The sequence below is a fragment of the Neobacillus sp. S1115 genome (assembly GCF_055385565.1).
Map to the genome: position 1 here is coordinate 4,481,687 of NZ_AP038275.1, position 15,503 is coordinate 4,497,189.

15 protein-coding genes and 1 riboswitch are annotated in these 15,503 nt (G+C 39.7%); of the genes, 1 reads left to right on the forward strand and 14 read right to left on the reverse strand.

Translation table 11 applies throughout. The features are described from left to right. Window positions 1-28: 28 nt before the first annotated feature. From ACZ5B7_RS21835 to ACZ5B7_RS21850, 4 genes are read right to left on the reverse strand one after another with little or no spacing between them, the layout of a single operon-like run. Complete coding sequence (locus ACZ5B7_RS21835) at window positions 29-745, reverse strand: LysM peptidoglycan-binding domain-containing protein (RefSeq protein ID WP_464490979.1); 717 nt, start codon at window positions 743-745, stop codon at window positions 29-31. Continuing rightward, window positions 738-1,349, reverse strand: a complete 612-nt coding sequence (locus ACZ5B7_RS21840; protein WP_464490980.1) for a lysostaphin resistance A-like protein — start codon at window positions 1,347-1,349, stop codon at window positions 738-740. The genes ACZ5B7_RS21835 and ACZ5B7_RS21840 overlap by 8 nt, the downstream gene beginning before the upstream one ends. Continuing rightward, window positions 1,346-2,854 carry a RecQ family ATP-dependent DNA helicase gene (locus ACZ5B7_RS21845; protein WP_464490981.1) on the reverse strand — a complete coding sequence of 503 codons (1,509 nt, stop codon included), beginning with the start codon at window positions 2,852-2,854 and terminating at the stop codon, window positions 1,346-1,348. The genes ACZ5B7_RS21840 and ACZ5B7_RS21845 overlap by 4 nt, the downstream gene beginning before the upstream one ends. Beyond that, entirely contained in the window at window positions 2,845-3,891 is a 1,047-nt protein-coding gene (locus ACZ5B7_RS21850) for a YpbB family protein (protein ID WP_464490982.1), read from the reverse strand. Before ACZ5B7_RS21850 ends, ACZ5B7_RS21845 begins: the two co-directional genes overlap by 10 nt. A gap of 247 nt (window positions 3,892-4,138) precedes the next feature. On the opposite strand from ACZ5B7_RS21850, the gene ACZ5B7_RS21855 reads away from it, so the two are divergent. Beyond that, window positions 4,139-4,387: a ferredoxin gene (locus ACZ5B7_RS21855; protein ID WP_042355233.1), complete on the forward strand. Its 249-nt coding sequence runs from the start codon at window positions 4,139-4,141 to the stop codon at window positions 4,385-4,387. A gap of 108 nt (window positions 4,388-4,495) precedes the next feature. On the opposite strand, the gene ACZ5B7_RS21860 is transcribed toward ACZ5B7_RS21855, so the two are convergent. The 10 genes from ACZ5B7_RS21860 to rluB all read right to left on the reverse strand — a co-directional run bounded on the left by ACZ5B7_RS21860 (window position 4,496) and on the right by rluB (window position 15,169). Further along, window positions 4,496-5,059: an ECF transporter S component gene (locus ACZ5B7_RS21860; protein ID WP_464494546.1), complete on the reverse strand. Its 564-nt coding sequence runs from the start codon at window positions 5,057-5,059 to the stop codon at window positions 4,496-4,498. A 167-nt stretch (window positions 5,060-5,226) separates the two neighbouring features. Further along, window positions 5,227-5,359, reverse strand: a riboswitch (FMN riboswitch). 128 nt (window positions 5,360-5,487) lie between these two features. Next, window positions 5,488-6,237 (reverse strand): peptidoglycan DD-metalloendopeptidase family protein, encoded by a 750-nt coding sequence (locus ACZ5B7_RS21865; RefSeq protein ID WP_464490983.1) that lies wholly within the window; start codon window positions 6,235-6,237, stop codon window positions 5,488-5,490. A gap of 167 nt (window positions 6,238-6,404) precedes the next feature. Then, a complete protein-coding gene (locus ACZ5B7_RS21870; RefSeq protein WP_464490984.1) occupies window positions 6,405-7,583 on the reverse strand; it encodes a negative regulator of sigma-X activity in 1,179 nt (392 codons plus the stop codon). After that, window positions 7,558-8,130 carry an RNA polymerase sigma factor SigX gene (gene sigX, locus ACZ5B7_RS21875; RefSeq protein ID WP_213144994.1) on the reverse strand — a complete coding sequence of 191 codons (573 nt, stop codon included), beginning with the start codon at window positions 8,128-8,130 and terminating at the stop codon, window positions 7,558-7,560. The genes ACZ5B7_RS21870 and sigX overlap by 26 nt, the downstream gene beginning before the upstream one ends. Window positions 8,131-8,300: 170 nt before the next feature. Beyond that, window positions 8,301-10,082 carry an ATP-binding protein gene (locus ACZ5B7_RS21880; protein ID WP_464490985.1) on the reverse strand — a complete coding sequence of 594 codons (1,782 nt, stop codon included), beginning with the start codon at window positions 10,080-10,082 and terminating at the stop codon, window positions 8,301-8,303. After that, window positions 10,079-10,795: a response regulator transcription factor gene (locus tag ACZ5B7_RS21885; protein ID WP_213120323.1), complete on the reverse strand. Its 717-nt coding sequence runs from the start codon at window positions 10,793-10,795 to the stop codon at window positions 10,079-10,081. The genes ACZ5B7_RS21880 and ACZ5B7_RS21885 overlap by 4 nt, the downstream gene beginning before the upstream one ends. Window positions 10,796-10,975: 180 nt before the next feature. After that, window positions 10,976-12,160, reverse strand: a complete 1,185-nt coding sequence (gene ccsB / locus ACZ5B7_RS21890) for a c-type cytochrome biogenesis protein CcsB (protein ID WP_464490986.1) — start codon at window positions 12,158-12,160, stop codon at window positions 10,976-10,978. After that, on the reverse strand, window positions 12,161-13,780 hold the full coding sequence (gene resB / locus ACZ5B7_RS21895; RefSeq protein WP_464490987.1) for a cytochrome c biogenesis protein ResB: 1,620 nt from the start codon (window positions 13,778-13,780) through the stop codon (window positions 12,161-12,163). It lies immediately after the preceding gene. 22 nt (window positions 13,781-13,802) lie between these two features. Further along, window positions 13,803-14,327 (reverse strand): thiol-disulfide oxidoreductase ResA, encoded by a 525-nt coding sequence (resA, locus tag ACZ5B7_RS21900; protein WP_213144989.1) that lies wholly within the window; start codon window positions 14,325-14,327, stop codon window positions 13,803-13,805. 98 nt (window positions 14,328-14,425) lie between these two features. Then, complete coding sequence (gene rluB / locus ACZ5B7_RS21905) at window positions 14,426-15,169, reverse strand: 23S rRNA pseudouridine(2605) synthase RluB (protein ID WP_464490988.1); 744 nt, start codon at window positions 15,167-15,169, stop codon at window positions 14,426-14,428. Between the last annotated feature and the right edge of the window lie 334 nt (window positions 15,170-15,503).

Consider the following 15,503-nt stretch of genomic DNA (forward strand, 5'->3'; position numbering starts at 1 on the left):
ACAAAAAAACCGACCTAAAAACGATCGGTTAGTTGCTAATTGGGATTTTCAATACCTGACCAACATAGATTTCTTCATTGGACATGTTGTTTGCTTTTTTTATAATGTCCATCCCTTTTTGAGATTTATAATACTTCATCGAAATACTAAATAATGTTTCTTGCTGCTGAACCTTATGACGAATGATCGTTTGTTGTACTGGTTCACTTTTACTTGTATCCGTTTGTGTTGGTTGATTCTGAGTCTGCACTGGTGCATTATTGCTGGCAGCCCCTTGAGGTGAAACAGGACTTTCCGTGGACACATTTTTTTCCGTATTGGCAGTCGGCTGTTCTTCGGCTGGTGGGGTTAATGAGGTGCCCGCTTCTACACTTTCCAGATTATCAGCTCCATCGGCATTTACGGATTGGTCTTCCTCCACTTTATCAGCCTCTTCTGAAGTTGATTTTTTTAGGTTAATAGTTTCATAGCCAACAGGATCCGTTGAAGCTTTCTTAGAGCCATTTATTTGTTTTCCATCAAGATAAGAAATAACACTGAAAATAATCACAGGAAGAAGAATAAAGAATAATACCAGGATCCGAATAACCGGATATTTTATTTTCCATTTTACCTTTTTCTTTTTTTCCCGATGGACCAGTTCCCTTGGAGGCAATTCATCGTTTACTTCGATATTTTCATTCACCTTTTGTATTCGTTGTTTTAATCTTTCGGCTTGCTCTCGATATGGTTCTTCTCTATTCATGAAGCCCTCCCCCTCCTTGCTGATCATCTGCCGAAGAATGTTTATACTTTATAAAAATACCTAATAAGAAATCGATAATAAAATGCATCATAATGGTGACAGCCAGATTATTTGTCGATTCATAGACTGCCCCAATAACAAAACTAAGCGTGATAATGTTGATAAATAAAAACACATTAAACAGGTAGCGGTAATGGATTAACGCAAAGATAAGACTAGCCAAAATAAGCCCGACTTTCGTTTGGATGATCCCTCTAAATAATACTTCCTCGCTAAAGGAAACAAACGCGGCAATAATAAAAATATGGAATATATTTCTTTTCCGAAAAATCCGTTCATTTAAGCCGCCATCATCATAAAAAGATGCAGGCAGCCATTTCATTAGGATTAAGTCAACGATGACAATCGCTATCCCCAATGGCACGCCTATGGAAATAATCTTAACGTCCCTTACATCGATTGTTTTCAAAAAAGAGAAATGGTCAAATAGGAGCAATCCTAAAATGAGTGAGATCACAAGCAATATGACCTGTGTCATATATAAGTGAAAAAGTAAATCTTTATCAGTTAAGCTGCTAATTAGTTCATTATATTTCTTTTTCATTCCCTCAACTCGCTATTAAGTAATAATCCGGCTAGGTATTCCTTCCATTCAATTTTCCCTAAATGATTCTTCCTCATTTTATGGGAGGCTGAATAGTTTTTTTCGTCAATTCCGCAAATATCACAGCATTGCTCAATTTTACTTGTCACCTGTTCCTCAAAATAATTCAAAAGGAATTCGCGCCGGCACCGATTTGACAAAACCCATTGTAACATTTGGTAAATATTTTTTTTCTTCATTGTTATGCGTTCATTAACAAATCCTTTAATTCTTTCTTTGCCGTCAAGAAGAGAACTTTTTTCTTTGGCTTCTTTCCGGAGAAGATTCTCCACTAATCTCCACTGAACCTCAGAAAACCCTCCTCTTTCCTGGGTGCCTTGATTGAATTGAAGTGCATCGCCTTTTATTCCGTGTCCAATTTCCAATTCATGAAACAGCCAGTTAATTTGCTGTTCCGACGGGAGTTCGCTTTCGGCAAGCTGAAAAGGCAGCTGTTCATCTCCAGGTGAATATAAAAGGTAGGCGATACTCGGCAGACCATCGCGTCCTGCACGGCCAATTTCCTGAAGATACGACTCGATTTGCATCGGCATATGAAAATGAATAATAAATCTGATATTATCCTTATTCACTCCCATCCCGAATGCACTTGTGGCACAAATAACATCTAGCTGGTTATGAATAAATTGTTGCTGGATTAATATTCTTGTATCCTGATCCAATCCCCCGTGGTAAGCACTTGCGTTGCAAATATTCTTTTCCTCTAGCAATAAAGCCATTTGTTCGGCCATTTTTTTGCTTGAAAAGTAAATAATACCAGGTTTTTCAAGCTTTGCAGCAAGCTCCAAAACCCGGTCTGTCTTTTTCTGATACTCTTCTATTTCGTCGATCCATATGGCTATATTAGGACGGTCAATTGTCGATTCCACTTTTACAGCATCCTCTATGCCTAATGATTGGATAATATCCTTCCGGACCTTTCTTGTAGCGGTGGCGGTCAGAGCTAGTGTAAGGGGGCACCCTAAGCTTTTCCTTATTTCACCCAATTTGGAGTAATCCGGCCGAAAATCATACCCCCATTGAGAAATACAATGCGCTTCATCCACTACAAATAAGCAGATGGCAAGGTTCCGAAGCTTTTGTAAGATGAAAGAGGACTGAAGCATCTCCGGTGATATAAAGATAAACTTATAGTCGTGCAGCCGGTCTAGAACATAATTTTTTTCCTCCAAAGAAAGAAAGGAGTTTAAAGCAATAACCCTTTTCTCACCCAAACGACCTAATTGTTCAACTTGATCTTGCATAAGGGATAGAAGCGGGGAAACGATTAATATCGATCCCTCAAAAACATAACCAGGAAGCTGGTAGCATAGGGATTTGCCCGTTCCGGTCGGGAGCATGGCCAGGGTATGCTGTCCATTTAAGATAGCTGAAATGGCTTCCTTTTGCCCTGTTTTAAATGATAAATAGCCAAAATGTTTTTTTAAAAGATTTTCTAATTCCATTGCCGGTCACCATACTTCGCCAACACTAACCTGATTTGAAAATAACTGGCACGGCTGACTTTTTCCCTTATTAATTTTAATTGCTTTGTGGCGGCTCGATTAGCAATTTGCAAAATTTCCAGCTGTAATTCTCTATCAACAAAATCATCGATTGAAAACCGGTCTATTTGCAGTGCAAATTCCACTAAATGATCTTCGATTGTGCTTGTTTTTAAATTTCTGTTTTTGGCTATCATCTCTATCGAATATCCCTGCGATAGCAATTTCCATGTTTTTCGCGCCGTAATGGTTAATTCATCCCCATGCTCCAAGCCCTTTAGTAGATGGGTTAATATCGGAAAATTAACGCCTCTTGTTTCTATTTTTTCAATCAAATAATGCAGTGTATTAGTAAATGTAAGATGATATTCGTACACATTAACATTCATTTTTTTGGATGCTTGTTGAGCGGTTAATCCTATTTGCCGGAATCCAGTTAAACGGAAGACAATCATAGACGGATCAATTTCCTGCCCATCTTCGAAGCATTCGTTCAATTCTTCATATAATTTTTCGCCAATTTCGTTTCTTGAGAGATGGCTTTCTTTAAGAACAGCTTTAACCCAGATAAGAACCTTCTTATTTTTTTGAATCGGTATATAGCTTGTTTCCTGATTAATGAGGTTAGAGACTACTTGAACTAATAAAGAGAGTCGTTCCCAAAATATAGTGGTCATTTGGTGATAACGCCAGCCATTAAGAAAGATTGGAATACCGATATTTTTCAAGCGCTGCTCTCCTGAAGAACTGAGCAGGTATTTTTGCTCACCTTGCTCAATAATCCACCCATTGTCCCTCATACTATGAATTATGGCTTCAAAGGAGTCTCTTGTCAGCGGTTCAAGTACTCCAAATAATCTTTTTAACGAATATAAATGAATATCCTGAATGGTTTGCGACGATTTCTTTCCTTTTAAAATGTGGTAAACAGAATAAATAGTTCTTTCGTTATTAATTTTTTTCAAACAATAAAGAATAACTGATTCTACCCATTCCATTTTAGACTCACCACTTATCCTGATTCGACAAAAACAGTTAAATTTTATTATATTTTAACATGAAACAGGTATTGTGTTGTCCAAAAATGTGGAAGTTTAAGAAATAATGGGACTAAAGGTACCAAAATCAAATTTCTATTGAAAAGTTATTCATACAGCTTTACAATAGATATGTGAATTGTATTTTCCATCACAAATGGAAAATAAGTAAGCATATTACTTGTTATTTTACTGGGAGGTTTTTTTCATGGCAAAGTATACAATTGTTGACAAGGAAACTTGCATCGCGTGTGGCGCATGCGGCGCTGCTGCACCAGATATCTATGATTACGATGATGAAGGTATCGCATTCGTAACACTTGACGATAACGAAGGTATCGTTGAAATTCCAGATGTTTTAATCGATGACATGATGGACGCTTTCGAAGGCTGCCCAACTGATTCTATTAAAGTTGCTGATGAGCCATTCGACGGTAACCCAACTAAATTTGAATAATCTTTGACTGAAGATATTCTTAAGCTGCTACCCCCCGCCTAATATAAGCCGGGGGGTTATTTTTTTCGATAGAAAACAGAGGCCCAAGTTTTGCAGCCTCTGTTCGTTTTAAGCATTTTTTACTGAAAATTTATTTAGCCATGCCTGCATCCGAATAAATAGAAGCATGAAAATGATCGACATCATTACGCCCTTTAAGATATTAAAAGGCAAAATCGCAGGTACGACGAGGTTCCTCATATCTGGGAAACCCATTAAGGCCGTATAGGCAGGTAAAATAATAAAGTAGTTGGCAATACTCATCACAACAGCCATGATTAGAGTTCCAGCTACTAGGGCAAGTGTCATTCCCTTTTTTGATTTCAATTTATTATACACAAAGCAAGTCGGCAGAATAAACACAATCCCTGCTGCGAAATTGGCAAGGTGGCCAATAGGAATGCCTGTCGGGCTCCCTGTTGCAAAATAATTTAACATATTCTTAAACAATTCTACTAAAATTCCTGCCACTGGTCCGAAAATCAGCGCAGCAATCAAAGCAGGAATATCACTAAAGTCCACAAACAAAAAATTAGGGAACATTGGCAGCGGAAAGTTTAAAAACATTAATAAATATGCGATGCTGCTCAGCATCCCGATTGAAACCATTGCTTTTACCTTTGTGTTCTTCATTTTCTTCATCTTCCTCTCTCCTTTTTGATCCATCACGTTAGGAAGAGAGATTCAGCTTTTATAGGTACGCAAAATAAAACTCCCTCAAGATTGAAGCTTGAGGGAGTAAATTTAGGTACGCTTAATAAACATTCGATCCAAGAAAATTTTTCGAATGCCTGCAGAACCTCCATCTTCTCCCATCCAGACTATACTGTCGGCTTTGGAATCACACCAAATCCTGCCCAATTAGGCTCGCGGGCTGAAGAGTTATACTCTAATACCGCCGATCGGGAATTTCACCCTGCCCCGAAGATAGATCGATATAAAATTATAAGTTTATTATACTGAAAATCTGTCACTTTGTTAAGTTAAAGTTATTTCCCGTTTTTTGAATATTTAGATAAAAAACACCCGCAGCAATAGGATGCGGGTTAAAAAGTTTTAATTTACCGGACGATTAAGACTTGATTAGGCTTGATTACATCCGTGTTTAGGTTATTGATTTCCTTTAATCTTGCCACTGTCACATTAAACTTTTGGGCAATGGAGGACAAGTTGTCACCATTTATTACAATATATTGGTTTACAAGTGGCTGCCGGCTGGGTTCAGGAATATTTTGCGGACGGCTGCTTACCTCCAAAACATCCTTGCCACTGGCTGCAATTCCGCCCTGAACCGCTTCACCAACATCGGCATCTCCCAATAGGAGTTCCGGATTAATGGCAAACTTTTTGTCATATCTCCATTCTAATTGGTGTGATTCAAAATGAAGATGGGTGCCGGTAGCCTGACCGGTCCTTCCCATTGTTCCGATGGCCTCCCCCCGCTTAACCATTTGACCTGGCACAACGGCCCGTTTGCTTAAGTGGGCATAAACCGTAACGAAATTGCTTGGGTGCTTGATAAATACAACCTGACCATATGTATTGGAATAATAAGACTTGATCACTGCCCCATCTTCAACTGTCAAGACCGGGGTGCCATATTTTCCGGCGATATCGATTCCTTTATGCTTACCCTGTCTTGTCCCATATGTATCAGAAATAACACCATCCGCCGGCCAAATCCATCTCTCCTTCTCCGTTTTCGCCTCAGGCAATCCTGCAGCTTCCGAGTGTCTCCCTCCGAGAAACAACAAACCTACACAAATCGCCATGATAATGGCAATAAAAAACCTCTTTATATAGTCACGCATTTCACTATTAATCCTCCTTACATCTTGTCCATACCTCACCATATGTTCTTATACTCGAGTTTAGAACATATGATGAGGCATGGGACGGCCTGACCATATTTGTTATAATTTGGAGTCAATTGCTATTTTATGCATAAAAAAATCAACCGTTTTGGTTGATTTTTTTATCATTTCTCGATTGTCCGAAGATTTGGGGCCGCTGGCACCTTGATTTCTTTTGTTAAATCAAACGGGCCAATATTTGCTGCGGGAGGATTGCTCACAACCACTTTTTCAAATCCGAATTCTTTTGCCGTTAAAAGGATGGCCTCCATCGACCAGACTGCCAAACGTTCATCTTCTAAACTGGCATCTTTCGCAAAAGTGATGGTCAACGTGTTATCATTTGCTGTTACATCCTGAATTGCCAAATTTGGCAACAAAGATCTTTGTAATTGATATTCCTCTACCACTGACTTCATCGCATCAATTGCAGCCTTAATATCCTTATATGATTCAGGTGTTGGCACCAAGAGCGGAACATCACTGCCATTAGGATAGTAAAAGAGGTAGGCATGTTTTTTCACATCAGTGATGGTCAATTTTTCTAAAAAGTCATTGCTTAGTTCGATTCCAGGTTCGCCATTTGTGGTGAACTCAATCGTTTTGACGCTGCTATTGGAAGAAATATCATTTTTTAACGCACCGAGAAAAATTTGTTCCGTTGCACTGCCTTGGCGGTATGGATGGTCTGAAGGTACATCGACAATAACAGTTTCATTAGCATTATCATAATGCAATGTTGCCTGGAGCGGATAAAATTCACTTAGGCCCCATTCCGATTCATTTAGGTTTGCCATATGTTCATTATATAAGGTAAGCCAGTCTTTTCCTTCAGTATTTTTGACTATAGTTGATACTGGTACTAGATTTAGCGCCTGATTATCGGGGATCCAATAGGTCAACACGATGCCGTCTTTAATTTCATCATCATAAACGGCCGTTTTCCCGGCATGATTGTTTTGCCCTTCGGCTTTCTTTAATGTTGAAATTTGACCCGTTTGCGATTCCTGATTGGCCATACCGCCCGCATCGCTATTATCCTTGGCAATTTTCGCTTCTTTTGTTGATTCTTGTTTGGCATTATTGATTGAATAATCATTCGTATCCATAAACTTAGGAGCCAAAATAAAAAATAAAAATAGTGCCGCTGCAGCTGCAATACCCGGCAGGAGCCATGAAACAGTTTTCCGTTTTTTACGTGAAAGGTTTTGGTAAATGTCACGAGGATGGCGATAGTCTTCTATTTTAGGCATTTGTTTTAACAAATCTATGAGCTCTTTATCGCTCCACTCTGACTTTCTCACTACTTCCCTCCTCCCTTCGGTAAAATGTTTCCATGTGCTTCTTTAAAACCTTCAACGAGCGATGCTGGGTCGTTTTGACTTTACTTTCTGTCCATCCTAGAGCCTCTGCTGTCTCCGCTATTGACAAATCGTGAATAAATCGTAATATAACGACGGCCCTTTGGTCCACGGTACAGTATTCCAAGCATTTATATACCCATTTAATTTCTTCTCTTTGAACAGCCATTTCCTCAGGGATAGGATGGTCGTCCTTTACCTGATTTGAAGACCAATCAAATTTCTCAAGGATTCTTTCCTTCCAGCCCTTTTGCTTTCGAAAATAATCAATCGCAACATTTCTCGCAATCGAAAAAAGCCAGGTTTTTTCGCTGCTTTTTCCTTCAAAACGATTATAAGACTTAAACACTCTAATATAAACCTCTTGAACAAGATCCTCCGCCTGCTCTCTGTTTCTAACCATATAAAAAAGAAATTGAAAGACATCATGGTGATATTTTTGATAAAGTTCATCGAAAACGGAGTCCAACTTTTTCCCCTCCCCGTTCAAAATATTAGTCGATGTTTATGTATAAAAGGTTACACTTTCTTAAATATAGACTTTTTTGGGATGAAAAGGAAGGTATTTAATGGAAAAATAAAAAGAGACTGGCGCGAGTAGCCAGCCTCTAAAAAATGTTCCTTGTGAATCAATAGAAATCGGCAAAATCCATGGTCATTTTACGATTTTCGTGGGAGTATGAAGGAAAATGTCGTTCCCTGTTCAACTTTACTTTGAACGGAAATATGTCCACGATGGGCATCAATGATATTTTTGGCAATAGCCAGTCCTAGACCTGTTCCTGACCTGCCGCGGGTTCGTGCCTTATCAGCTTTATAAAATCGTTCAAAAACAAACGGTAAATCTTCCTCAGGAATCCCTGTTCCTGAGTCCACAACATCCATTCTGACGCCCTTGTCCTCGGAAGCGACTTTTAAGGTCACAGAACCATCTTTCGGGGTATGCCTGATCGCATTATCAATTAAATTCGTAAGAACCTGTTCAATTCGATCAGGGTCCATTGTAAAGGTTGGTATGTCGTTGTCGATTTCAGCCAGTAATTGAATTCCATTATCTTTGGCTAACCCTTGGAATTTATGAATAATCCGTTTGATAAAAGTAGAGATATTGACCTCTTCCATTGTTAATTGAATATGACCTGCTTCCATTCTTGCCAAATCCAGCAATTCATTGACAAGTCGGCCCATTCTTAGCGATTCATCATAAATGACTTTTGCCATTTCTTTTTTCTCTTCCTGCGTTTCCGCGATATCGTCAACAATCGCTTCGCTGTAGCCCTGAAGCATGGAAATTGGCGTTCTCAGTTCGTGTGAAACATTGGCAATGAAGTCTCTTCTCATTTTCTCCAATTGCCGTTCCTCAGTCATATCCCTTAAGACCGCAACTGCCCCACGAATAAACCGATTACTGTACAGCGGGCTAACCAGTATGACCCAATGGCGTCCTTGCAGGGAAATTTCTCCGATCTGCTCCTTTTCTGTATCAACTGCTTTTTGAAAAAGATTCATGACTTGAGAGGGAATGGCTTCCGATCCGGAGATAACCCCTTTCTCATAATACCAATATTGAAGAAAGCGGTCTGCCGGAGGATTTGTGATTAAAATCGTTCCATCCCGGTTGAAGGTAATAACCCCATCAGCCATACTGCTTAGGATGCTTGCCAACTGCTCTTTTTCCTGATTGAGCGCGTTCATGTTAAACTTTAATTGCCGGCCCATTTGATTAAAAGCAGTAGCCAGTTCACCAATTTCATCATGGGTCAAAATAGGGACCTTTGTATCAAATTTCCCTCTTGCCACCTCAAATGCAGCTTCCCGCATTTTCCTTAACGGAGCGGTTATTCTTGTGGACAAAAAGAATGCGAAAATGGTTGTAAGAATAATGGCAACACCAGCCACAAGCAAAATAAATTTGGTTGCTGACCGGGATGTTTCCTGCATTACCCTTAAAGATTGGTAAATAAACACTGCCCCATTTTGATTTCCGGAGAGTTTAAGCGGCACCCCGATGATTGAATAATTGGCGGCAGTGCCAGCGCTATTTTTTTCGGATGAAAGATTGGAGATTTTCTCGACCCGTTTATTTTTGTGTAATACACTTGATAACTCGGGATCGTTCCGAATATCATCAATCGTTAATTTATTTCCTCCCTTTGTGTTTGGAGAATAATAAACTTCATCACCTTTTATAATGACTACTTTGGTGACATCATCAATGATTTCCCACGAGATTTCCAAACCGAGCGGCCATTTATCCGCTGGATGCTCCTCCAGTACAGTGGCAATTTTTTCGGCTGTATGGGTCAAATCATTCTTTGTTTCATTAATATTATAGTTTTGAAAAAACTCAAGGAGCATCACTGTTAAAATAAACAGGACAAATGAAACTAATAAAATGATGGTAAACCAAAGCTTACCGACTACACTTCTTAAGAAGGTCATTCATTTACTACCTCAAATTTGTAACCTACTCCCCAAACGGTAACGATCATTCTAGCAGCTTGTTCCGAAACTTTATTTAGTTTTTCGCGAAGACGTTTTACATGTGTATCAACTGTCCTTAGGTCTCCGAAAAACTCATAATGCCATACTTCCTTTAACAGCTGCTCACGGTCAAATACTTTGTCCGGTGCTTTGGCAAGAAAATATAACAGCTCATATTCTTTAGGCGTTAAGCTAACCTCTTTACCATCAGCAGATACCCGGTGGGCATCATTATCTATTGTTAAATGAGGAAATACAATGACATCCTTTGTTGTTGTCTCCGTTTGCAGGAAGGTAGTTTGTGATGATCGTCTTAACAGTGCTTTTACCCTTAGTACTACCTCACGCGGGCTGAATGGTTTAACGATATAGTCATCCGTACCGACTTCAAAGCCCTGTACCCGGTTCACCTCTTCACCCTTTGCCGTTAACATGATAACAGGAGTCGCCTTTTTCTCCCTTAATTCGCGGCAAACCTCAATGCCATCCTTGCCAGGCATCATTAAATCCAAAAGAATGACATCATAATCGTTAGCCAATGCTTTCGCTAATGCTTGATTACCATCCTCTGCTTCATCAATTATAAAATCTTCGCGCTCTAAATACATTTTTAATAATCTGCGAATTCTTTCTTCATCATCTACAACTAAGATTTTAACGTCCTGATCCATTATTAATCCCCCCATGTTGTTTATTTTACAAAATGGTCTCCATTTTTGCTATATGTTGAAAGCTAATAAATCCGATAAAAAGTGTCAATAATTTGACAATGTGAATTAAGACAAATAATTTTTTACTATTATTTGAAAAAAGCCCTCACTTAATCAAAAGTGAAGGCTAAATTTTGACAGTTATCCTGCGTAAGAATGGAGTCCGGCTATGATGAGGTTGACGGCGACAAGGTTAAACATGATGATAACAAAGCCGATTACGGCAAGCCAAGCAGACTTCTCTCCATGCCAGCCCTTTGACAGACGAAGATGCATGAAGGCGGCATAAAATAACCAGGTTATTAATGCCCAAACTTCCTTAGGGTCCCAGCCCCAGAAACGGGACCAAGCCATTTGTGCCCAAATCATCGCAAAGATCAGTGCTCCCAGTGTAAAAACAGGGAATCCAATTAATACAGAACGATAGCTAATCTCATCAACAAAATCAAGGTTTATATTTTTAACCAGCGGTTTAAGAGCGGCGGAAATTCGCTTTCTAATAATCAGCCTAATAAGTCCGTAAAGGATAATTCCACCGAACAATGACCAAATAACCGTATTTAGTTTTTTGGCATTAACAATAGCTGGCATCTCAACCAATGGTTTAAAGCCATCCTTTGTCAACAGTTCCCCTTCGTGAGGTCCTGTAATGGCAGGCATCGTATATTCGACAACTGCCTCGTTATCATGCTTATCAACCCAATTAAATTTCTCATGGTACCCCATTCCGGAGAAGATTGAAGAAACGGCTACAAAGCCCAAAACCGTGACTAAAGAAAACATAACCGCTTCGAGCCAAAAGGTTCGTTTACTGGATTTGGTTTGATCAATGGCTTTTACTAAATAGATAAGACCTGCCGCAAAGCTTATTGCCAAAATGGCTTCCCCGATTGCAGCAGTGGTAACATGAATATGCAGCCAATAGCTTTGCAGTGCCGGTATTAATGGAGTAATATCCCTTGGGAACATACTAGCATACGCGATGACCAGAATGGCTACAGGCATTGTAAACAGACCAAGCAACGTCGTGCGGTATATAAAATAAATCACGATAAACGCGCCGACAAGGGCCATTCCAAAGAATGTCGTAAACTCAAACATATTACTGACCGGTGCATGTCCGGCCGCAATCCATCTGGTAATAAAATAGCCAAGCTGAGAAACAAAGCCCACGATGGTTAGAAATACAGCAATTTTTCCCCACTTATTCGTTTCTTTCTTTTCAGATAAACCTTTTTTCTCCTTGATTGAACCGCCGAAAAACAGTGTCGCTATTAAATATAGGATAAAAGCGACAAACAATAGATTACTGCTTAATGCTGCCAACTATACTACCTCCTTAACCTCTTTGTCCCTTTGAAGCTGATCCTCCGGCATCGTCAATTTAGTACCTGCTAGAATAGTTTCAAGCTCCCGTTTCATGCCGTACCAATTCTTGTTTGTATGGGCGGCAATCCAGACCTGTCCGTTTTTGCGCTGAACCCAAATACGGCGGTGGTTCCAGTAGGCACCTTGAATAACCCCAATCATGAAAATGATTCCGCCAATAATGAACACCCATAAAGAGGAATCCTTTCTAACAATAAATCCGGAAACATTTTTTGTTTCAATTCCCTTGAAGGCCAGTTTATAGGTATTATCACCAAACGGTTCGATAGTCTGTCTGATGGCTACAAAGCTTGTTTCCCCTTTTGGCTTATCTGGTGTATTCATCCGGAAAATGAAGGCCGGGTTATTTGGTACCCGCGATTTTGTTGATGGTTCCCCGTTATCGTCAAATTCGAAATCCGGGAAATAGTTTAGAAGTTCCACTGAATAGCCATTACCTAAATCGTACTTCTCCTGCGGGTTAGTTAAGTCAACCCTCACCTCGCCAAAGGCTTGATTTGTGCTCTTATTAGTGAGAGTAAATGTCATCGCTTTAAATTCAGTTTTAAAGGAAGATTGAAAGACAGAGTAACCATTGAAGGCTAGTGGCTGATTTACTCTAATCTTATATTCCTCTAACTTCTTTAACTTCGGCTTTTCCCCTGGGATTTTCTCTCCCTCCCGCTGATACAGAACGACGTTTGATTGATAGTTCTTTACAACCTCGCCTGCCCGGTTCAGTGCCTTTTCGAAAGTCTTATTGTTTTTATCGTAATGTTCTAATATAAATTGATTATTTTTAATATAATATTGTTCATTCGTTTCCGGAACTAATGCTGTTTCCCCTTCACGAACCCAAAGGTCCTCATTTACATAAAAACCAGGGATAAAGCGCAGCATTCCGCCAAATAAGAAAATTATTAGTCCGATATGGTTTATATATGGACCCCAACGGGAAAAACGATTTTTCTCTGCAAGAATATCGCCATTTTCTTCACGGACATGGTAGCGTTTTGCCTGCAAATGTTTTTTCACCGTTTCAAGGTCGGTTTGCTCAGCCTCGGAATTTGTGCCAAACACCCGCTGGCGTTTGAGAAATCCCTCATGTCTTGTGACCCTTTGTGCTTTTAATGCTTTATACAAAGGAACTACCCTGTCAAGACTGCAAATAACAAGGGAAATGCCAATCATGGCGATTAATAATAAATACCACCATGACCCATACAAATCATGAAAGCCTAGCTGGTAGTACAATTTTCCAAACCAGCCGTATTCCTGCTCGTAATAGACATCCGGCGGCAGATTGATATACATTTCCTGAGGCAGAATCGTGCCCAGAATAGAAGCTATCAGCGTGATAATAATCAGCCAGACGCCAACCTTTACAGAGGAAAAGAAGTTCCATATTTTATCAATGATGGTTTTGTTATAGGTTTGCGAGCGGCGCGCACTGCCCTCATAGCGCATATCAAGAAGTTCTTTCTTGTTGTCTGTTTCATCCAGCACCTTACCGCAGGCCTCACATAACACAGTGCCGTGCGGATTCACATGACCGCATTCACATTTTACATCGTTCATTAAAAAAAACTCCCAACAACCTTTAAGGTTTAATTTTCTCCATAAACTCCCTTACCATTTTTTCCGTCATTTCGCCGGTATGATATTTCACAACTTCCCCGTTTTTATCGATTAGAAATGTTGCTGGCAGCGGGTTAATACCATAGGCTGTCATGACTTCTTTATCGGTATCAATCATAATCGGAAATTCCAGCTTATAATGCTCAGCAAATTGGTTTACTTGCAGCTCGGATTCCTGAATATCAACTGATAAAACTTGAACCCCTTTGTCTTTATATTGTTGGTATTGATTATTGATGTATGGCATCTCTTTCTTGCATGGTGGACACCATGTTCCCCAAAAGTTTAAGAAAACTCCCTGACCGCGGTAATCGGACAAACGATGTTTATTCCCGTCCATATCCGTTAATACAAAATCAGGAGCTTTTTCCCCAACGGCTACCTTTTGTTTCGTATCCTTTGTCAAATTGGCATATAGGCTGTAAGCAACGGCAGCACCGAGAATAAGCAGAATAATCGTTCTCATCACCAATCGCCGTTTTTTCATTCGAATCTCCTCCATTTACTACAGAGCACAGTTAGTCTAAATTATATCATTTATCAATGTACCCACAGTGATTACCACAGAATCTAATTGTGACGATTCTATGAATTTTTTCGCCGCTTCGATACATCCAAAGCAAGTGCCCTTATCTGCTTCATCTCATGGGTAGTTAGTTCTCTAGCTTCTCCAGCCCTTAGCCCTGTTAAGGTTAAAATTCCATAACGTTCCCTCTTTAACTTCAAAACTTCATGGCCGATTGCCTCAAACATTCTCCTTACCTGACGGTTTTTGCCTTCGTGAATAATAATCTCAACGATAGAGGTTTGTTTTTTCTTATCAGTTGACAGCAGCTTCACTTTCGCCGGCGCTGTTTTTCCATCCTCTAAACGGATTCCTTTTTCAAGCTTTTTAAGATTTTCCCTTAAAGGAAGGCCTTTTACTTTAGCGACATAAACCTTTTCGATTTCGTTCTTAGGATGCATTAGTAGATTGGCAAATTCGCCATCGTTAGTAAGCAGCAATAACCCAGAAGTATCATAATCCAGGCGCCCTACAGGGAAGATTCTTTCTTTTATAGCCGGAAAGAAATCCGTTACTACCTTTCGGCCTTTTTCATCGCTGACACTCGAAATAACCCCTCTTGGTTTATATAATAGGAAGTAAACAGGCACCTCTTTCTCAAGCGGTACTTCATTTACCTCTACTTTATCGGAGGGTGAAACCTTTACACCTAGCTCGGTGACGACTTTTCCATTTACTTTTACCCTGCCCTCTTTGATCAGTTCTTCCGCTTTCCTTCTAGAAGAAATTCCGGCGCGGGCAATTACTTTCTGCAATCTTTCCATTCTTTCACCTCAAAAAATCTATCCATAGTATAGGGAACAAATATAATTTTGCTATAGTAATAATTCTTATTTTAAAAATGCATTTGTTCTATCCTACTGAATTATGACACAAATTCTCCACTTTTCAAAGTCTAAGCGGCGTGCCAGATAAAATACAAAAAGCAGGCTCTGTTAAGAACCTGCTTAGATTGTCGAGATAGGTTGTTTTTATCGACAATTTCTTACTTTACCAGAATTAAAAACCGATATTTATTGATTGTCCCTGCTAATGGGCCTGTTGATTTCCGCTACGGGCACTCGCTTTCCGCGGGGAGGTCCTGAAGCCTCCTCGGCG